We start from the raw sequence: 18,540 nt of genomic DNA, 5'->3' as shown, positions 1-18,540 counted from the left end.
TTGCATCTCCAATTAAGTCGTACGTATGGACGTCAGCGCGCGGCGGCGGCCAGGGATTCCCGCGCGGCGGCGACGATCGCCTCCGGCGTGAACCCGAACTCGCGGAAGAGGACCTTCGCGTCCGCCGAGGCACCGAAGTGCTCCAGGGAGACGATCCGGCCGGCGTCACCGACGTACTTGTGCCACGTGAGGCCGATGCCGGCCTCGACCGCGACCCGGGCCTTGACCGACGGCGGCAGGACCGAGTCCCTGTACGCCTGGTCCTGCTCCTCGAACCACTCCACGGACGGCATCGAGACCACCCGGGTCGGGACGCCGGCGGCCTGGAGCTGCTCCCGGGCCTCGACGGCCAGGTGCACCTCGGAGCCCGTGCCGATCAGCACGACCTGCGCCTCGCCGCCTTCGGCGTCGAAGAGCACGTAGCCGCCCTTGACGGTGTCCTCGTTCGGGGCGTACGTCGGCACGCCCTGGCGGGTGAGCGCCAGACCGTGCGGGGCGCCCTTGCCGAAGACCTTGGTGTGCCGCTGCATGATCTCGCGCCAGGCGAGCGCCGTCTCGTTGGCGTCGGCCGGACGGACCACGTTCAGACCCGGGATCGCGCGCAGCGAGGCCAGGTGCTCCACCGGCTGGTGCGTCGGGCCGTCCTCGCCCAGACCGATCGAGTCGTGGGTCCAGACGTACGTCACCGGCAGGTGCATCAGCGCGGAAAGCCGCACCGCGTTGCGCATGTAGTCGGAGAACACCAGGAAGGTGCCGCCGTAGACGCGCGTGTTGCCGTGCAGCGCGATGCCGTTCATCTCCGCGGCCATGGAGTGCTCGCGGATGCCGAAGTGGATCGTGCGGCCGTACTTGTCGGCCTCCGGCAGCGGGTTGCCCTCCGGCAGGAACGACGACGTCTTGTCGATCGTCGTGTTGTTCGAGCCGGCGAGGTCGGCCGAGCCGCCCCACAGCTCCGGGATGACCGCGCCGAGCGCCTTGAGGACCTGGCCCGAGGCGGCACGGGTGGCGACACCCTTGCCCGTCTCGAAGACCGGGAGCTTCTCGGCCCAGCCGGCCGGCAGCTCGTTCGCCTGGATGCGGTCGAACTCGGCGGCACGCTCCGGGTTGGCCGTACGCCACTCGGAGAGCTGCTTCTCCCACGCGGCGCGGGCCTCGCGGCCGCGGTCGCCGAGCGCGCGGGTGTGCGCGATGACCTCGTCGGAGACCTCGAAGGTCTGCTCCGGGTCGAAGCCCAGGACGCGCTTGGTGGCCGCGATCTCCTCGTCGCCGAGCGCCGAGCCGTGCGCGGCCTCGGTGTTCTGCGCGTTCGGCGCCGGCCAGGCGATGATCGAGCGCATCGCGATGAACGACGGGCGCTCGGTCTCGGCCTCGGCGGCCTTGATCGCCGCGTACAGCGCGGCCGGGTCCAGGTCGCCGTCGGCCTTGGGCTCGACGCGCTGGACGTGCCAGCCGTACGCCTCGTACCGCTTCATCGTGTCCTCGGACACGGCGGTCTCGGTGTCGCCCTCGATCGAGATGTGGTTGTCGTCCCACAGCATGATCAGGTTGCCGAGCTTCTGGTGGCCGGCGAGCGAGGACGCCTCCGCGGAGATGCCCTCCTGCAGGCAGCCGTCACCGGCGATCACGTAGATCCGGTGGTCGAACGGCGAGGTGCCGTCGGCGGCCTCCGGGTCGAACAGGCCGCGCTCGTAGCGGGCGGCCATCGCCATGCCCACGGCGTTGGCGACGCCCTGGCCCAGCGGGCCCGTGGTCGTCTCGACGCCGGCGGTGTGGCCGTACTCCGGGTGGCCCGGGGTCTTCGAGCCCCAGGTGCGGAAGGCCTTCAGGTCGTCCAGTTCGAGACCGAAGCCACCCAGGTAGAGCTGGGTGTACAGGGTCAGGGACGAGTGGCCGGCGGAGAGGACGAACCGGTCACGCCCGACCCACTCGGGGTCGGCCGGGTCGTGCCGCATCACCTTCTGGAAGAGGGTGTACGCGGCCGGTGCAAGGCTCATCGCCGTACCGGGATGGCCGTTGCCGACCTTCTGTACGGCGTCCGCGGCCAGAAGGCGGGCGGTGTCGACGGCCCGCTGGTCCAATTCGGTCCACTCGAGGTCTGTGGTGGTCGGCTTAGTGCTCACCCTGGGTCAGGGCTCCTCTCCACATGTCGTGAGCCGGTGACTGAGGGTGTACCGGCGTTGTCGAGCCTACCCCCGCGGAACGCCCCTCTTTTCGTGTCCATGCCCCTCAAATGAGCGGAGAAATGAAAGGACACAGCAAGAGTGCCGGTGGTCGTACGAGTTCGCCTCCCGGGGCGCGCCCGAAGCCGCCCCGAACCGTGTCCACCCCTTGGGACGTACCCCGCCAACACGACCCCACCCCCGCGAAGATCGGCGTCTGGGCAACGTCTACAGTGGCGTGGTACGCGCAAGCTTTACCCCGTCTTCACTCGGGTGGCTTGCTGGGAATTTCTCTGTCAGGGGTGTGCGTGACGGCCGTCGAGTCCCGACCCGCAGGGGTCGTCTTGACTCCCAGCCCGGGAGGCCATAGGCCGTTCGGGGCCCGCGTCAAGGCATTCGTGGCGCTGACCAAGCCGCGAATCATCGAACTGCTGCTCATCACGACCGTTCCGGTGATGTTCCTCGCCGAACAGGGTGTGCCGAACCTCTGGCTGGTGCTCGCCACCTGCTTCGGCGGCTACCTCTCGGCGGGCGGCGCCAACGCGCTGAACATGTACATCGACCGGGACATCGACGCACTGATGGACCGCACGTCCCAGCGTCCGCTCGTCACCGGGGTGCTCACCCCGCGCGAGGGCCTGGTCTTCGGGCTCACCCTCGCCGTGGTCTCCACGCTCTGGTTCGGCCTGCTCGTCAACTGGCTGTCCGCCGCGCTCTCGCTCGGCGCGCTCCTCTTCTACGTCGTGGTCTACACGATGATCCTGAAGCGGCGCACCGCGCAGAACATCGTCTGGGGCGGCATCGCCGGCTGCCTGCCGGTGCTCATCGGCTGGTCGGCCGTGACCGACTCGATGTCGTGGGCCGCGGTCATCCTCTTCCTCGTCATCTTCTTCTGGACGCCGCCGCACTACTGGCCGCTGTCGATGAAGGTGAAGGAGGACTACGCGCGCGCGGGCGTGCCGATGCTGCCGGTCCTCGCCTCCAACAAGGTCGTCGCCAAGCAGATCGTGATCTACAGCTGGGTCATGGTCGCCGTCTCCCTGCTGCTCACCCCGCTGGGCTACACGGGCTGGTTCTACACCGCGGTGGCGCTGCTCACCGGCGGCTGGTGGCTCTGGGAGGCGCACGCGCTCCTCAACCGCGCCAAGGCGGAGGTGACGGGCGCCAAGCTCAAGGAGATGCGCCTCTTCCACTGGTCCATCACCTACGTCTCGCTGCTCTTCGTGGCGGTCGCGGTGGACCCCTTCCTGCGCTGAGACGGCGCGCTCATCTGAGGACGTACGGCAGACGGCCGGGTCACGTGGGACAGCCCACACGGCCCGGCCGTCGCCAGTCGATCTACCCCTCGGTAGCATCCGTGTCATGGCAGAAACGAAGCAGGAAGAGCGCAGGGCGGCCCGGCTCGCCAAGGAGATCCAGGCCTTCTCCAAGGCGCACGGCGGCTGCGAGGGGCACCTCGCGCACATCGGCCAGGCGGGCACCCGGATCGTCCTGGTCGGCGCCGACGGCGGCTGGGGAGACCTCGTCGCGCGCACGCACGAGATCGCGCGGCAGGCCGCCGAGAAGGCCGGTCTGACCCTTCACGAGGAGTTCGACGGCGAGTTCGCCGCCAAGGTCGCCACGGGCCCGTACGAGTGGACCCGGATGGCCGGCATCCAGATCGGCGGACCCTCCAACAGCTGAGGCGGCAACCTCGCGCGGGGCTCACCCGTTAGGACGTGTGGAGACACGTCCACACAGGGAGCCCCCCGAGATGATCGACATGCCGCGCCTGGTGGACCAGTACTGCCACGGGGTGCTCCGCACGGAGCTCGGCCTCGGCACCTTCGAGGCCCACCTCGGCGCCCACCTGGGCGGAGCCGTCGTACCGCCCGCAGCCGGCACCACCTTCTTCGACACCCAGACCGGCTTCGCCGTGCGCCGCTGGTGCCCGCCGCTCCTCGGCCTGGAACCGCACTGCCCGCCCGCCCGCTACCTCGCCCGCCGCCGGGAACTCGGCGCCGCCGAGGCCGGCCGCAGGCTCCTACGCGCCTCCGGGATCTCCGCCTACCTGGTCGACACCGGGCTCCCCGGCGATCTCACGCCGCCCGCCGAGCTCAGTGCCGCGGGCGCCGCCGAAGCCCACGAGGTCGTCCGCCTCGAACCCCTCGCCGAGCGGGTCGCCGACACCTCGGACACCGTCGAGGCCTTCCTCGCGAACCTCGCCGAGGCCGTCCACGGGGCCGCCGCGGACGCGGTCGCGTTCAGTTCGGCTTCGGCGGTACGGGGCGGGCTCGCGGCCCTGCCCGAACCCCCCGGCCCCGGAGAGGCGCGCGGGGCCGCCGGGCGCTGGCTGGCCGACCGCGCGGCCGGCGGCCCGATCGACGACCCCGTCCTGCTGCGCCATCTGCTCTGGATCGCGGTCACGGCCGGGCGCCCCCTCCAGCTGCACACGGAGGATCCGGCCGCCCTGAGGGGCTTCGCCGCCGCCACCGCGGGGCTCGGCACCGACCTGGTGCTGCTGCACCGCTACCCGTACCACCGCGCGGCCGCGTACCTGACCGGACTTCACCCGCACGTGTACGCCGACCTCGGCCCCGTACTCGCCCACACGGGCGCCCGGGCGGCCGCCGTCCTCGCCGAGGTCCTGGAGCGGGCGCCGTTCGGCAAGCTGCTGTTCTCCAGCGGTGCCCGGGGGCTGCCCGAGCTGCACGTGGTCGCGGCGAGCGCGTTCCGCTCGGCGCTCACCCGGGTGCTCGGCGAGTGGGTCATGGACGGTGCCTGGTCCCGTACGGACGCGCAGCGGGTGGCCGAGATGATCGCGGCGGACAACGCCCGCCGCGTCTACCGCCTCACCTGAACCGTCAGGCCGTGGTCGCCAGCTCCGGGTCCGCCTGGGCGGGGATGCCGGGGTGGACGAGCGGGCGCTCGCGCAGGCTCAGGGCCAGGCGCAGTACGGCGATCCACATCAGGGACGAGCCGAGCATGTGGGCGGCGACCAGGAGCTCCGGGACGCCCGTGAAGTACTGGACGTAACCGATCACGCCCTGGCCCAGCAGCACGATCAGCAGGTCGCGGGCGCGGGCCCGGGTGTCGTCGGGGGCGTCCACCACGCGCAGGACCAGCCACATGGCGAGGGCGAGGGCGCAGACGACCCAGGCGGCGATCGCGTGGACGTGGGCGGCGTTCGTCCAGTCCCACGGCATGCGCGGGACGTCGCTGCTGTCGCCGGCGTGCTTGCCGGCGCCGGTCACCGTCGTGCCGAGCACGATCAGCAGCGCGGAGACGATCGTGATCGCCCAGGACAGCTTCCGGACCGGGCGCGGCACGCGCGGCCGGGGGGCGGTGTCGCCCTCGCCGGTGCGGTGCCAGGTGATGACGGCGACCGTGAGCAGGGAGTTCGCGGCGAGGAAGTGGCCGGCCACCGTCCACGGGTTGAGGCCCATCCACACCGTGATGCCGCCGATGACGGCGTTGCTCATCACGATCCAGAACTGGGCCCAGCCGAGCCGGGTGAGCCCGCGCCGCCACGGCTTGGTGGACCGGGCGGCGATGATCGCCCAGCCGACCGCCGCCGACAGGACGTACGTCAGCATCCGGTTGCCGAACTCGATCGCGCCCCGGTAGCCCTGCTCGGGCGTGACGATGAGGCTGTCGTCCGTGCACTTCGGCCAGGTGTCGCAGCCGAGACCGGAACCGGTCAGCCGGACCGCGCCGCCCGTGACGATGATGAGCACGCTCATCACGACGGCGGCGAGCGCGGCGCGCCGGAGCGTCCGGGGGGACGGGGTCCAGCGCTGGGCGATGTAGGCGAGGGGGGTCTGCACGGGCCCTATCGTAGGGCGGCGCTTGTGCGCGCTTTCACGAGGGGGGCGTATATGGCGGAACGGAACCTTACGGTTACTCCCAGCGGAAGAACCGCGCCGCCGCCCCGAGCCCCAGGACCGCCCAGACGGCCAGGATCAGCGCGTCGCCCCACGGCATCGACGCCCCGTTCTGGAGGACGTCGCGCAGCCCGTCCGAGAGCGCGGAGATCGGGAGCAGCGCGAGCACGTCGCCCGCCGCGCCGAACTTCTCCAGCGGGACGACGACCCCGCCGCCCACCAGGAGCAGCAGGAAGACCAGGTTGGCGGCGGCCAGCGTGGCCTCGGCCTTCAGGGTGCCGGCCATCAGCAGGCCGAGCCCGGAGAAGGCGGCCGTGCCGAGGGCCAGGAGCAGCAGGACGGACAGGGGGTTCCCCCGCGGCGACCAGCCCAGCGCGAGGGCGATCGCGGTCAGGAGGACGACCTGGAGGACCTCGGTCACGAGGACGGAGAGCGTCTTGGCGGCCATGAGCGCCCAGCGGGGGAGCGGTGAGGCGCCGAGCCGCTTGAGCACCCCGTACCGCCGCTCGAAGCCGGTGGCGATGGCCTGGCCGGTGAAGGCGGTGGACATCACGGCGAGCGCGAGGACGCCGGGGGCGAGGAAGTCGACGGCCTTGCCGGAGCCCGTGTCGACGACGTCGACCGTCGAGAAGAGCACCAGGAGCAGCGAGGGGATGATCACCGTGAGGAGCAGCTGCTCGCCGTTGCGCAGCAGCATCCTGGTCTCCAGGGCGGTCTGCGCGGCGATCATCCGCCCGACGGGGGCGGCCCCCGGCTTCGGCGTGTACGCACCAGTGCTCACGACCTCAGCTCCTTGCCGGTCAGCTCCAGGAAGACGTCTTCGAGGGTGTGGCGCTCGACCGAGATGCGGTCGGGCATGACCCCGTGCTGGGCGCACCAGGTGGTGACGGTGGCGAGCAGCTGGGGGTCGACGGCGCCGGTGATCCGGTACGTGCCGGGCAGCGTTTCCGCGGCGGCCGTGCCGTCCGGGAGCGCCTTGAGCAGGGAGCCGAGGTCGAGGCCGGGGCGACCGGAGAAGCGCAGGGTGTTCTCGGCGCCGCCGCGGCACAGCTCCTCGGGGCTGCCCTGGGCGGCGACCCGGCCGGCGTCGACGATGGCGACGTCGTCGGCGAGCTCCTCGGCCTCCTGCATGAAGTGGGTGGTGAGGACCACGGTCACGCCGTCGGCGCGCAGCTCGCGGACCAGCTCCCAGGTGGCGCGGCGGGCCTGCGGGTCGAGTCCGGCGGTGGGCTCGTCGAGGAAGACGAGCTCGGGGCGGCCGACGACGGCCATGGCGAGCGCGAGGCGCTGCTGCTGGCCGCCGGAGAGCCGCCGGTAGGTCGTACGGCCGCAGGAGCCGAGGCCGAGGCGCTCGATCAGGGCGTCGACGTCCAGCGGGTGGGCGTGGAGCTTCGCCATGTGGCGGAGCATCTCGTCGGCGCGGGCGCCGGAGTAGACGCCGCCGGACTGGAGCATCACGCCGATCCTGGGGCGCAGGGCGGCGGCGTCGGCGACCGGGTCGAGGCCCAGGACGCGGACGGTGCCGGCGTCGGGGCGGCGGTATCCCTCGCAGGTCTCGATCGTGGTGGTCTTGCCGGCCCCGTTGGGGCCGAGGACGGCGGTGACGGTGCCGGTCCGCACGTCGAGGTCGAGGCCGTCGACGGCGGTCTTGCTTCCGTACCGCTTGACCAGGCCGCGGACCTGGACGACGGACTCGTATGACATGTCCGGAAGTCTAAGGACCCGGCGGATGCGCGCGGGCCGCGCCCCCGGGTTCCGGCCGCGGCCGGAACCCGGACGCGCCCTCCCGGCCCGGGTGAGCCGTCCCGTACGGGGAAGGGGCGGCACATGCCCGTGTACATCGGCACGTCCGGCTGGCAGTACCGGGACTGGCGGGGCGTGCTCTATCCCGAGGGCCTGCCGCAGCGGCTCTGGCTGGAGGAGTACGCGCGCTCGTTCGCGGCCGTGGAGAACAACAACGCCTTCTACCGGCTGCCCGAGCGCCACACCTTCGCCGCGTGGCGGGAGCGGACGCCCGCCGGCTTCGTCATGGCGGTGAAGGCGAGCCGCTTCCTCACCCACGTCAAGCGTCTGAAGGACCCCGAGGAGCCCGTGGAGCGGCTGATGGGGCGGGCGGACGCACTGGGGGACCGGCTCGGTCCCGTCCTGCTCCAGCTGCCGCCGACGCTGCGCGCGGACGCGGGGCTGCTGGACGAGGCGGTCGCGTGTTTCCCGGCCGGGGTGCGGGTGGCGGTCGAGCCGCGGCACGACTCGTGGTGGACGGAGTCGATCGCCGGGGTTCTGAGGGACCGCGGGGCCGCCCTGTGCTGGGCGGACCGGGGCTCGCGGCCGGTGACGCCGCTGTGGCGGACGGCGGACTGGGGGTACGTGCGCTTCCACGAGGGCGGGGCCCGGCCCTGGCCCCGCTACGGCCGCCGGGCGCTGGGGACCTGGGCGGACCGGATTGCGGCGGCCTGGCCGGAGGGCGCGGACGTGTTCGCGTTCTTCAACAACGACCCCGGCGGCGCAGCCGTCCGCGACGCGGAGTTCTTCGCGCGCCTGATGCCTCCGCGTGGCCTGACGGCGGCGCGGCCGGGGGCCCGGGGCGGGCCCGAAGGCCCTGGTCGGGCGGCCGGTGATTCATCCCACCAATGATCGTTTCCGCAGGTCAGGTAAGCCTTACCTGAGTGACGTACCGCACCACCACCGGCCCGGACGCCGCTTGTCACTCCTCGATTAATTACGCAACAATGGCGTTGTGAAAAACGTTGGCGCGGCTCCGGTGGAGGAACTCGCGACCCGAGAGCGTTCCACGCGCAACCGGGTCGCGCGGTCGATCCTGGACCACGGGCCCTCGACCGTCGCCGACCTGGCCGCACGGCTCCGCCTCACCCAGGCCGCCGTCCGCCGCCACCTCGACTCGCTGGTCGCCGAGAACGTCGTCGAAGCCCGCGAGAAGCGCGTCTACGGGACCAGGGCCCGTGGCCGCCCCGCGAAGGTCTTCGCGCTCACCGACTGCGGCCGGGACGCCTTCGACCAGTCGTACGACTCCCTCGCCGTCGAGGCGCTCCGCTGGATCGAGCGCAACGCCGGCGGAGAGGCGGCCGTCGCCGCCTTCGCCCGCGACCGGATCGAGGCCCAGGCCGGGGCGTACCGCGAGGCCGTCGAGGCGGCCGAGCCCGCGCAGCGGACCGAGGCACTGGCCAAGGCCCTCACGGCGGACGGGTACGCTGCCACTGCGCGGAACGCGCCGGTCGGCGAGCAGCTCTGCCAGCACCACTGCCCGGTCGCCCACGTCGCCGAGCAGTACCCCCAGCTGTGTGAGGCGGAGACGGAATTCTTCTCCCGCCTCCTGGGAACGCACGTCCAGCGTCTGGCCACCATCGCGCATGGTGACGGCGTCTGCACCACGTTCATCCCGCACGGCACCCCACAGACCACCGAATCAGCATCCGCAAGCACGGCCGGGAGGAACCCCGCATGACCACCGAGATCAGCCACCCCGAGCTCGAGGGCCTGGGTCGGTACGAGTACGGCTGGGCCGACTCCGACGCGGCCGGCGCCGCCGCCAAGCGCGGTCTCAACGAGGACGTCGTCCGCGACATCTCCTCGAAGAAGAACGAGCCCGAGTGGATGCTCAAGCTGCGTCTCAAGGGTCTGCGGCTCTTCGACAAGAAGCCCATGCCGACCTGGGGCTCCGACCTCTCCGGCATCGACTTCGACAACATCAAGTACTTCGTGCGGTCCACCGAGAAGCAGGCCGAGTCCTGGGAGGACCTGCCGGAGGACATCAAGAACACGTACGACAAGCTCGGCATCCCGGAGGCGGAGAAGCAGCGCCTCGTCGCCGGCGTCGCCGCCCAGTACGAGTCCGAGGTCGTCTACCACCAGATCCGCGAGGACCTGGAGGAGCAGGGCGTCATCTTCGTCGACACCGACACCGCGCTGAAGGAGCACGAGGAGCTCTTCAAGGAGTACTTCGGCACCGTCATCCCGGTCGGCGACAACAAGTTCGCCTCCCTGAACACGGCCGTGTGGTCCGGCGGCTCGTTCATCTACGTGCCGAAGGGCGTGCACGTCGAGATCCCGCTCCAGGCCTACTTCCGCATCAACACGGAGAACATGGGCCAGTTCGAGCGGACGCTGATCATCGTCGACGAGGACGCCTACGTCCACTACGTCGAGGGCTGCACCGCCCCGATCTACTCCTCCGACTCGCTGCACAGCGCCGTCGTCGAGATCATCGTGAAGAAGGGCGGCCGCTGCCGCTACACGACCATCCAGAACTGGTCGAACAACGTCTACAACCTGGTGACCAAGCGCGCCGTCGCCTACGAGGGCGCCACCATGGAGTGGGTCGACGGCAACATCGGCTCCAAGGTCACCATGAAGTACCCGGCCGTCTACCTGATGGGCGAGCACGCCAAGGGCGAGACCCTCTCCATCGCCTTCGCGGGCGAGGGCCAGCACCAGGACGCCGGCGCCAAGATGGTCCACATGGCCCCGAACACCTCCTCCAACATCGTCTCCAAGTCGGTGGCGCGAGGCGGCGGCCGCACCTCCTACCGCGGTCTCATCGAGATCGGCGAGGGTGCCCCGGGCGCCAAGTCCAACGTCCTGTGCGACGCGCTGCTCGTCGACACGATCTCCCGCTCCGACACGTACCCCTACGTGGACGTGCGCGAGGACGACGTCTCCATGGGCCACGAGGCCACCGTCTCCAAGGTCTCCGAGGACCAGCTCTTCTACCTGATGAGCCGCGGCCTCACCGAGTTCGAGGCCATGGCGATGATCGTCCGCGGCTTCGTCGAGCCCATCGCCAAGGAACTCCCGATGGAGTACGCCCTGGAGCTCAACCGGCTGATCGAGCTGCAGATGGAGGGTGCGGTCGGCTGACGCCGCCCCGCCGTCCGTACCCCCTGGTCTTTGCGTAGTTACGTAGGAAGAGAGCAACACGACAGCCATGGCTGAGGCTCAGAACATCCCGGCGGGCTCCACCACCGCCGGCTCGATCGCGGTGGCCGCCGAGTCCACCGTCGCCACGCGCATGAGCGCGCCCCCGTCCTTCGACGTCGCGGACTTCCCCGTCCCGCACGGCCGCGAGGAGGAGTGGCGGTTCACCCCGCTGGCGCGACTGCGCGGCCTCCACGACGGCACCGCCGTCGCCACCGGCGAGGGCGTCCGCGTCGAGGTCGAGGCCCCCGAGGGCGTCACCGTGGAGACCGTCGGCCGCGACGACGAGCGCCTCGGCAAGGCCGGCACGCCCGTCGACCGCGTCGCCGCCCAGGCGTACTCCTCCTTCGAGAAGGCCTCGGTCGTCACCGTCGCCAAGGAGACGGTGCTCACCGAGCCGATCCGCATCTCCGTGCACGGCCAGGGCGGCGTCGCCTTCGGCCACCAGGTGATCGAGCTCGGCGCCTTCGCCGAGGCCGTCGTGGTCCTCGACCACACCGGTGACGCCGTGCTCGCCGCCAACGTGGACTACGTCCTCGGCGACGGCGCCAAGCTGACCGTCGTCTCCGTCCAGGACTGGGACGAGAAGGCCGTCCACGTCGCCCAGCACAACGCGCTGGTCGGCCGCGACGCCTCCTTCAAGTCGGTCGTCGTCACCTTCGGCGGCGACGTCGTCCGCATCCACCCGCGCGTGGCGTACGCGGCCCCCGGCGGCGAGGCCGAGCTCTTCGGCCTGTACTTCACCGACGCCGGCCAGCACCAGGAGCACCGCCTCCTGGTCGACCACAACACCCCGCACTGCAAGTCCAACGTGGCCTACAAGGGCGCGCTGCAGGGCCAGGACGCGCACGCCGTCTGGATCGGCGACGTGCTCATCCAGGCCGCCGCCGAGGGCACCGACACGTACGAGCTGAACCGGAACCTGGTCCTCACGGACGGCGCCCGGGTCGACTCCGTGCCGAACCTGGAGATCGAGACCGGCGAGATCGCCGGCGCCGGTCACGCCTCGGCCACCGGCCGCTTCGACGACGAGCAGCTCTTCTACCTGATGGCCCGCGGCATCCCGGAGGCCGAGGCCCGCCGCCTCGTCGTCCGCGGCTTCTTCGCGGAGCTCGTCCAGCAGATCGGTCTGCCGGACGTCCAGGAGCGACTCCTCGCCAAGATCGAGGCCGAGCTGGAGGCCTCCGTCTGATGGCCTTCGTCCGAGTCTGCGCGCTGAGCGAGCTGGAGGCCGACACCCCGAAGCGGGTCGAGGTCGACGGCACGCCGGTGTCGGTCGTGCACACCGAGGGCGAGGTGTACGCGATCAACGACATCTGCTCGCACGCGAACGTCTCCCTCTCGGAGGGCGAGGTCGAGGACTGCGCGATCGAGTGCTGGCTGCACGGCTCCAGCTTCGACCTGCGCACGGGCAAGCCCTCCGGCCTTCCCGCGACGCGCCCCGTCCCCGTATACCCCGTAAAGATCGAAGGGGACGATGTGCTCGTCTCCGTCACCCAGGAGTCCTGAGTCACCCATGGCTACGCTTGAAATCCACGACCTGCACGTCTCCGTCGAGGCGGAGAACGGCCCCCGCGAGATCCTCAAGGGCGTCGACCTGACCATCAAGCAGGGCGAGACCCACGCCGTCATGGGCCCCAACGGCTCCGGCAAGTCGACCCTGGCGTACTCCCTCGCGGGTCACCCGAAGTACACGGTCACCGGCGGCACCGTCACCCTCGACGGCGAGGACGTCCTGGAGATGTCGGTCGACGAGCGCGCCCGCGCCGGCGTCTTCCTCGCCATGCAGTACCCGGTCGAGGTCCCCGGCGTCTCGGTCTCCAACTTCCTGCGCACCTCCGCCACCGCCGTCCGCGGCGAGGCCCCCAAGCTGCGCACCTGGGTGAAGGAGGTCAAGTCCGCGATGGAGCAGCTCCAGATGGACCCGGCCTTCGCCGAGCGCAACGTCAACGAGGGCTTCTCCGGCGGTGAGAAGAAGCGCCACGAGATCCTCCAGCTGGAGCTCCTCAAGCCGAAGATCGCGATCCTCGACGAGACCGACTCCGGCCTCGACGTCGACGCCCTGCGCATCGTCTCCGAGGGCGTCAACCGCGTCCGCGAGACCGGTGAGGTCGGCACCCTGCTGATCACCCACTACACGCGCATCCTGCGCTACATCAAGCCCGACTTCGTGCACGTCTTCGCGAACGGCCGCATCGCCGAGTCCGGTGGCGCCGAGCTCGCCGACGTCCTGGAGAACGAGGGCTACGACAAGTACGTGAAGGGTGGCGCATCCGCGTGACTTCCGCCCATCAGGGGCTGACCGGCCTCCTCGACACCGAGGCGATCCGCAAGGACTTCCCGCTCCTGGATCGCGTGGTCCACGACGGCAAGAAGATCGTGTACCTCGACTCCGCGGCGACCTCGCAGAAGCCGCGGCAGGTCCTCGACGCGCTCAACCAGTACTACGAGCGTCACAACGCCAACGTCCACCGTGGCGTCTACACGGTCGCCGAGGAGGCGACGGCGCTGTACGAAGGCGCCCGTGACAAGGTCGCGGCCTTCATCAACGCGCCGAGCCGCGACGAGGTGATCTTCACCAAGAACGCCTCCGAGTCGCTCAACCTCGTGGCCAACATGCTGGGCTGGGCCGACGAGCCCTACCGCGTGGACCACGAGACCGAGATCGCCATCACGGAGATGGAGCACCACTCCAACATCGTGCCGTGGCAGCTGCTCTCGCAGCGCACGGGCGCGAAGCTGAAGTGGTTCGGCCTCACCGACGACGGCCGTCTCGACCTCTCGAACATCGAGGAGGTCATCACCGAGAAGACCAAGATCGTCTCGTTCACGCTGGTCTCGAACCTGCTCGGCACGGTCAACCCGGTGGAGACGATCATCCGCCGCGCCCAGGAGGTCGGTGCGCTCGTCTGCATCGACGCCTCCCAGGCGGCCCCGCACATGGTCCTGGACGTGCAGGCGCTCCAGGCCGACTTCGTGGCCTTCACCGGCCACAAGATGTGCGGCCCGACCGGCATCGGCGTGCTGTGGGGACGGCAGGAGCTCCTGGAGGACCTCCCGCCCTTCCTCGGCGGCGGCGAGATGATCGAGACCGTCTCGATGCACTCCTCGACGTACGCGCCGGCCCCGCACAAGTTCGAGGCGGGTACGCCCCCGATCGCCCAGGCCGTCGGCCTCGGCGCGGCCGTGGACTACCTGTCGGCGATCGGCATGGAGAACATCGCGCGCCACGAGCACGCGATCACCGAATACGCCGTCCGGCGCCTCCAGGAGGTTCCCGACCTGCGGATCATCGGCCCCACCACGGCCGAGGACCGCGGCGCGGCGATCTCCTTCACGCTGGGCGACATCCACCCGCACGACGTGGGCCAGGTCCTCGACGAAGAGGGCATCGCTGTCCGGGTCGGCCACCACTGCGCGCGGCCGGTCTGCCTGCGGTACGGAATTCCTGCGACCACGCGAGCGTCGTTCTATCTGTACTCCACCCCGGCCGAGGTCGACGCCCTGGTCGCGGGTCTGGAGCACGTACGGAACTTCTTCGGCTAGGGGACGGCTCGTGAAGCTGGATTCGATGTACCAGGACGTCATCCTGGACCACTACAAGCACCCCCACGGGCGCGGTCTTCGGGACGGCGACGCCGAGGTGCACCACGTCAACCCGACGTGCGGCGACGAGATCACGCTCCGCGTGAAGTACGACGGCTCGCTCATCAAGGACGTGTCGTACGAGGGCCAGGGCTGCTCCATCAGCCAGGCCTCGGCCTCCGTCCTCAACGAGCTGCTCGTCGGCAAGGAGCTGGCCGAGGCGCAGAAGATCCAGGGCACCTTCCTGGAGCTGATGCAGTCCAAGGGCCAGATCGAGCCGGACGAGGCGATGGAGGAGGTCCTGGAGGACGCGGTCGCGTTCGCCGGGGTCTCCAAGTACCCGGCCCGTGTGAAGTGCGCGCTGCTCAGCTGGATGGCGTGGAAGGACGCGACCGCCCAGGCGCTGGGCGACGCGGAGAGGAAGTCGGCATGACCGAGAACGCCGAGGCCACGATGAAGCCGGCCTCCGAGGAAGAGGTCCGTGAGGCCCTGTACGACGTCGTCGACCCCGAGCTGGGCATCGACGTCGTCAACCTGGGCCTGATCTACGGCATCCACATCGACGACTCGAACGTCGCGACGCTGGACATGACCCTGACGTCGGCGGCCTGTCCGCTGACCGATGTGATCGAGGACCAGGCGAAGTCCGCGACGGACGGCATCGTCAGCGAGCTGAAGATCAACTGGGTCTGGATGCCCCCGTGGGGTCCGGACAAGATCACGGACGACGGCCGCGAGCAGCTGCGCGCGCTCGGCTTCAACGTCTGATCGCAGGTGTACGGGAGAACGGCCGCGCCCTTCGGGGCGCGGCCGTTCCGCGTGTCTAGAGCAGTCCGGCGGCCCGGGCGAGCTCCGGGGCCAGGTTCTCCTTGCGGATGCGCTGGTCCACGTAGAGCAGGGCGGTGACCAGGGGCGGGAAGACCGAGACGACCGCCTGGCTGATCAGGCTTCCGACGGCGAGGAAGACGAAGAGGAGCGCGAAGGAGGCGATCAGGACGCCGGCGTCCTCGCTCCCGAAGTCGACGCCCGCCAGCGGGGCCGAGGCCAGCAGGGAGAAGACCTGCTGGATCAGCCAGCTCGCCACGGAGGCCATCACGCCGGCGACGAGCAGGCAGCCGAACAAGCGCCACCAGGAGCCCCGGACCAGGGACGAGGAACGGCGCATCGAGGCGAGGGCGCCCTGGCCCTCCATCACGGCCGCCGCCGGTGCCAGGCTGAACTTCACCCAGATCCACAGGGCCAGCGGGAAGACGAGCAGCGCGCCGGCGAAAGCCAGGAAGGGTGCGATCAGCGGGCCGGTCCGGATCGCGAGCAGCCCCACCAGCAGGGCCACGAAGCCCACGACGAAGAGGAGGGCCGGGAGCAGCAGCGCCACCGAGGTCAGCAGCACGGTGCCGAGCACGGCCGGCATCCGCGACCAGGCCCGGCGCCAGATCGTGCGGAAGGTCGTGGGCCGGCCGAGGACCGCCTCCTGGACCACGGCCGGGCAGGCGGCCGCCACCACGGCGTTGCCGCAGACGATCGCGAGCATGGCGGCGAGCCAGACGCAGACGAAGGCGACGATCAGCGGCTGGATCTCGTCCCACCGGGGATCCTGGCCCTCCGGCCGGTCGAACGCGGCGAGGAAGAGGTCGCCGACGGCCGCGTACGCGATGCCGAGCGCCACGCCGACGACGAGCAGCGCGGCGCCGTAGACGCTTCCGGCCACCCCGAGCAGCGTCTTCCAGTGGCGGCCGAACGTGGCGAAGGCGCCGCTCAGGACCGTGCCGAAGCCGAGCGGCGCCAGGGGTATCACACCCGGCTTCGGAGGCGGAGGCGGCGGCGGATAGCCATAGCCGTAGGGCGGACCCGGCGGGCCTGGGGGATAGGTCATGCGGCACACCGTATCGGGAGCCGTTGCGTACGCCCGTACGCAGCCCTTGTGTACGCTCGTACGCATGGGTTACGGACTGCTCGCCGGGGCCATCGCGGCCGAGATCATCGCCACCACCTCCATGAAGTACAGCGAGGGTTTCAGCAAGCTCTGGCCCTCGGTCATCACCGGCGCCGGGTACCTCATCGCCTTCGCCCTGCTCGCCCAGGCCCTCAAGACCCTCCAGGTCGGCACCGCCTACGCGATCTGGTCCGGGGTGGGCACCGCGGCCGTCGCCGGCATAGGGATCCTCTTCCTCGGCGAGACCCTGAGCCTCGCCAAGATCGCCGGCATCGTCCTCATCGTCGCCGGGGTCGCCGTGCTCAACCTCGGCGGGGCGCACTGATGGCCCGGGCCCGGCGGTTCGACCCCGAGCGCCGCGAGCGGATCGTCGACGCCGCCCTCGCCGTCGTCGGCCGCGCCGGGATCGGCGGCCTCAGCCACCGCACGGTGGCCGTCGAGGCCGACGTGCCGCTCGGCTCCACCACGTACCACTTCGCCTCCCTCGACGAACTCCTCGTCGCGGCGCTCCGCCGGGTCGACGGCACCTTCGGGGCACGGCTGCGGCGGGGCCCCGAGATCGACGCGCCCGACCTCGCCGCCGGCCTCGCCGCGCTCATGGGGGAGTGGCTGGGCGCCGAACCCACCGGCGTGGAGCTGGAGTACGAGCTCTACCTCGCCGCCCTGCGCCGCCCCGCCCTGCGGCCCGTCGCCGCCGAATGGGCCGGCGAGGCCGTCGCCGCCCTCGCCCCGCGCACCGGGCCCGTCACCGCCCGCGCCCTGGTCGCCCTCATGGACGGCATCAGCCTCCAGGTGCTGCTCACCGGCGTCCCGTACGACGAGGGGCACGCCCGGGAGGTGCTGGCCCGCATCCTGAACGAAGACCCGAAACGGCAGGCCGGGACCTCGTCGGAACCGCCCACGGACCCGACCGACACCTGAGACCGGTTGGCCCGGGCAGGGGGCCGCCCGTTAGGTTTTCCGTCATGACCACTGCTCCTCGCACCACCGGCGCCGTCGCCGCCGGCCTCGCCACCATCGCCGGCGACGGCACCGTTCTCGACACCTGGTTCCCCGCCCCCGAGCTGACCGAGGCCGCCGGCCCGGCCGGCACCGAGCGCCTCACCCCCGAGGAGGCCGTCGACGCCCTCGGCGAGGGCGCCGCCAAGGCCCTCGGCCCGGACGCCCGCCGGGGCGTCGAGGTGGTCGCCGTCCGTACTGTCATCGCCTCGCTCGACGAGAAGCCGCTCGACGCCCACGACGCCTACCTGCGCCTCCACCTGCTCAGCCACCGGCTGGTCAAGCCGCACGGCCAGAGCCTGGACGGCGTCTTCGGCCTGCTCGCCAACGTCGCCTGGACCTCGCTCGGCCCGGTCGCCGTCGACGACATCGAGAAGGTGCGGCTCAACGCCCGCGCCGAGGGCCTGCAGCTTTCGGTCACCTCGATCGACAAGTTCCCGCGCATGACCGACTACGTCGTGCCCGCCGGCGTCCGCATCGCCGACGCCGACCGCGTCCGCCTCGGCGCCCACCTCGCCGCCGGCACCACCGTCATGCACGAGGGCTTCGTCAACTTCAACGCCGGCACCCTCGGCACCTCCATGGTCGAGGGCCGCATCTCCGCCGGCGTCGTCGTCGGCAACGGCTCCGACATCGGCGGCGGCGCCTCCACCATGGGCACCCTCTCCGGCGGCGGCAACGTCGTCATCTCGATCGGCGAGCGCTGCCTCATCGGCGCCGAGGCGGGCGTCGGCATCGCGCTGGGCGACGAGGTCGTCGTCGAGGCCGGTCTGTACGTCACCGCCGGCACCCGGGTCACCATGCCCGACGGCCAGATCGTGAAGGCCCGCGAGCTCTCCGGCGCCTCCAACATCCTCTTCCGCCGCAACTCGGTCACCGGCGCCGTCGAGGCCCGCCCGAACAACGCGGTCTGGGGCGGACTGAACGACATCCTGCACAGCCACAACTGAGGCACCGGCAGGACGGGCCGACCGCCCGCCCCGGCCTCACACGGCCGCCACCGTGGCCCTGACCAACGGAGTGTCCATTCACGAGGTGTCTCGCTGGCTCGGACATCGTTCGATCAAGG

General features: G+C 71.0%; 20 protein-coding genes. 15 read left to right on the top strand and 5 right to left on the bottom strand.

Annotated elements, in window-relative coordinates:
- Positions 1 to 32: 32 nt before the first annotated feature.
- Complete coding sequence (gene tkt, locus ABZ318_RS22070) at positions 33 to 2,120, bottom strand: transketolase (RefSeq protein ID WP_356904186.1); 2,088 nt, start codon at positions 2,118 to 2,120, stop codon at positions 33 to 35.
- Positions 2,121 to 2,461: 341 nt separating this feature from the next.
- Between tkt and ABZ318_RS22065 the strand changes: the two genes are divergently transcribed.
- From ABZ318_RS22065 to ABZ318_RS22055, 3 genes are all read left to right on the top strand, one after another.
- Positions 2,462 to 3,415, top strand: coding sequence for a heme o synthase (locus ABZ318_RS22065; RefSeq protein WP_356904185.1), 954 nt, complete (start codon positions 2,462 to 2,464; stop codon positions 3,413 to 3,415).
- 106 nt (positions 3,416 to 3,521) lie between these two features.
- A complete protein-coding gene (locus ABZ318_RS22060; protein WP_225800733.1) occupies positions 3,522 to 3,842 on the top strand; it encodes a hypothetical protein in 321 nt (106 codons plus the stop codon).
- 70 nt (positions 3,843 to 3,912) lie between these two features.
- Complete coding sequence (locus ABZ318_RS22055) at positions 3,913 to 4,998, top strand: amidohydrolase (protein ID WP_356904184.1); 1,086 nt, start codon at positions 3,913 to 3,915, stop codon at positions 4,996 to 4,998.
- A 4-nt stretch (positions 4,999 to 5,002) separates the two neighbouring features.
- Here the strand turns inward: ABZ318_RS22055 and ABZ318_RS22050 are convergent, their stop codons facing one another.
- The 3 genes from ABZ318_RS22050 to ABZ318_RS22040 form a co-directional block, all read right to left on the bottom strand.
- The gene (locus tag ABZ318_RS22050; protein WP_356904183.1) at positions 5,003 to 5,965 is read right to left on the bottom strand and encodes a COX15/CtaA family protein; all 963 of its coding nucleotides are present in this window, start codon (positions 5,963 to 5,965) and stop codon (positions 5,003 to 5,005) included.
- A gap of 73 nt (positions 5,966 to 6,038) precedes the next feature.
- Positions 6,039 to 6,803 (bottom strand): ABC transporter permease, encoded by a 765-nt coding sequence (locus ABZ318_RS22045; protein ID WP_356904182.1) that lies wholly within the window; start codon positions 6,801 to 6,803, stop codon positions 6,039 to 6,041.
- On the bottom strand, positions 6,800 to 7,726 hold the full coding sequence (locus ABZ318_RS22040) for an ABC transporter ATP-binding protein (RefSeq protein ID WP_356904181.1): 927 nt from the start codon (positions 7,724 to 7,726) through the stop codon (positions 6,800 to 6,802). The genes ABZ318_RS22045 and ABZ318_RS22040 overlap by 4 nt, the downstream gene beginning before the upstream one ends.
- A 123-nt stretch (positions 7,727 to 7,849) precedes the next feature.
- On the opposite strand from ABZ318_RS22040, the gene ABZ318_RS22035 reads away from it, so the two are divergent.
- From ABZ318_RS22035 to ABZ318_RS21995, 9 genes are all read left to right on the top strand, one after another.
- Complete coding sequence (locus tag ABZ318_RS22035) at positions 7,850 to 8,656, top strand: DUF72 domain-containing protein (protein WP_356904180.1); 807 nt, start codon at positions 7,850 to 7,852, stop codon at positions 8,654 to 8,656.
- 103 nt (positions 8,657 to 8,759) lie between these two features.
- Positions 8,760 to 9,485, top strand: a complete 726-nt coding sequence (locus tag ABZ318_RS22030) for a metalloregulator ArsR/SmtB family transcription factor (protein WP_356904179.1) — start codon at positions 8,760 to 8,762, stop codon at positions 9,483 to 9,485.
- Entirely contained in the window at positions 9,482 to 10,897 is a 1,416-nt protein-coding gene (gene sufB / locus ABZ318_RS22025; protein WP_352025133.1) for a Fe-S cluster assembly protein SufB, read from the top strand. Before ABZ318_RS22030 ends, sufB begins: the two co-directional genes overlap by 4 nt.
- A gap of 67 nt (positions 10,898 to 10,964) precedes the next feature.
- Positions 10,965 to 12,146 (top strand): Fe-S cluster assembly protein SufD, encoded by a 1,182-nt coding sequence (gene sufD, locus ABZ318_RS22020; protein ID WP_356904178.1) that lies wholly within the window; start codon positions 10,965 to 10,967, stop codon positions 12,144 to 12,146.
- Positions 12,146 to 12,463, top strand: a complete 318-nt coding sequence (locus tag ABZ318_RS22015) for a bifunctional 3-phenylpropionate/cinnamic acid dioxygenase ferredoxin subunit (protein WP_030692512.1) — start codon at positions 12,146 to 12,148, stop codon at positions 12,461 to 12,463. Before sufD ends, ABZ318_RS22015 begins: the two co-directional genes overlap by 1 nt.
- 7 nt (positions 12,464 to 12,470) lie before the next feature.
- Positions 12,471 to 13,235: a Fe-S cluster assembly ATPase SufC gene (gene sufC / locus ABZ318_RS22010; RefSeq protein ID WP_030692513.1), complete on the top strand. Its 765-nt coding sequence runs from the start codon at positions 12,471 to 12,473 to the stop codon at positions 13,233 to 13,235.
- The gene (locus ABZ318_RS22005) at positions 13,232 to 14,500 is read left to right on the top strand and encodes a cysteine desulfurase (protein WP_190156987.1); all 1,269 of its coding nucleotides are present in this window, start codon (positions 13,232 to 13,234) and stop codon (positions 14,498 to 14,500) included. The genes sufC and ABZ318_RS22005 overlap by 4 nt, the downstream gene beginning before the upstream one ends.
- Before the next feature lie 10 nt (positions 14,501 to 14,510).
- Positions 14,511 to 14,972 (top strand): Fe-S cluster assembly sulfur transfer protein SufU, encoded by a 462-nt coding sequence (gene sufU / locus ABZ318_RS22000; protein ID WP_356904177.1) that lies wholly within the window; start codon positions 14,511 to 14,513, stop codon positions 14,970 to 14,972.
- Positions 14,969 to 15,307, top strand: a complete 339-nt coding sequence (locus ABZ318_RS21995; RefSeq protein WP_030205917.1) for a metal-sulfur cluster assembly factor — start codon at positions 14,969 to 14,971, stop codon at positions 15,305 to 15,307. The genes sufU and ABZ318_RS21995 overlap by 4 nt, the downstream gene beginning before the upstream one ends.
- A gap of 55 nt (positions 15,308 to 15,362) precedes the next feature.
- On the opposite strand, the gene ABZ318_RS21990 is transcribed toward ABZ318_RS21995, so the two are convergent.
- On the bottom strand, positions 15,363 to 16,412 hold the full coding sequence (locus tag ABZ318_RS21990; RefSeq protein WP_356904176.1) for an oxidoreductase: 1,050 nt from the start codon (positions 16,410 to 16,412) through the stop codon (positions 15,363 to 15,365).
- A gap of 64 nt (positions 16,413 to 16,476) precedes the next feature.
- Between ABZ318_RS21990 and ABZ318_RS21985 the strand changes: the two genes are divergently transcribed.
- The 3 genes from ABZ318_RS21985 to dapD are packed head-to-tail and all read left to right on the top strand — an operon-like array spanning position 16,477 to position 18,421.
- A complete protein-coding gene (locus tag ABZ318_RS21985) occupies positions 16,477 to 16,797 on the top strand; it encodes a multidrug efflux SMR transporter (protein WP_356904175.1) in 321 nt (106 codons plus the stop codon).
- Entirely contained in the window at positions 16,797 to 17,393 is a 597-nt protein-coding gene (locus ABZ318_RS21980; protein WP_356904174.1) for a TetR family transcriptional regulator, read from the top strand. Before ABZ318_RS21985 ends, ABZ318_RS21980 begins: the two co-directional genes overlap by 1 nt.
- A 44-nt stretch (positions 17,394 to 17,437) precedes the next feature.
- Positions 17,438 to 18,421 carry a 2,3,4,5-tetrahydropyridine-2,6-dicarboxylate N-succinyltransferase gene (gene dapD / locus ABZ318_RS21975; protein ID WP_356904173.1) on the top strand — a complete coding sequence of 328 codons (984 nt, stop codon included), beginning with the start codon at positions 17,438 to 17,440 and terminating at the stop codon, positions 18,419 to 18,421.
- Positions 18,422 to 18,540 lie beyond the last annotated feature (119 nt).

Origin of the sequence: Streptomyces sp. NPDC006197, from assembly GCF_040613865.1 — a bacterium.
In the GTDB taxonomy this organism is placed as follows: domain Bacteria; phylum Actinomycetota; class Actinomycetes; order Streptomycetales; family Streptomycetaceae; genus Streptomyces.
Note: the sequence above shows the minus strand (reverse complement) of the source record. Positions and strands in the feature narration are given on the sequence as shown.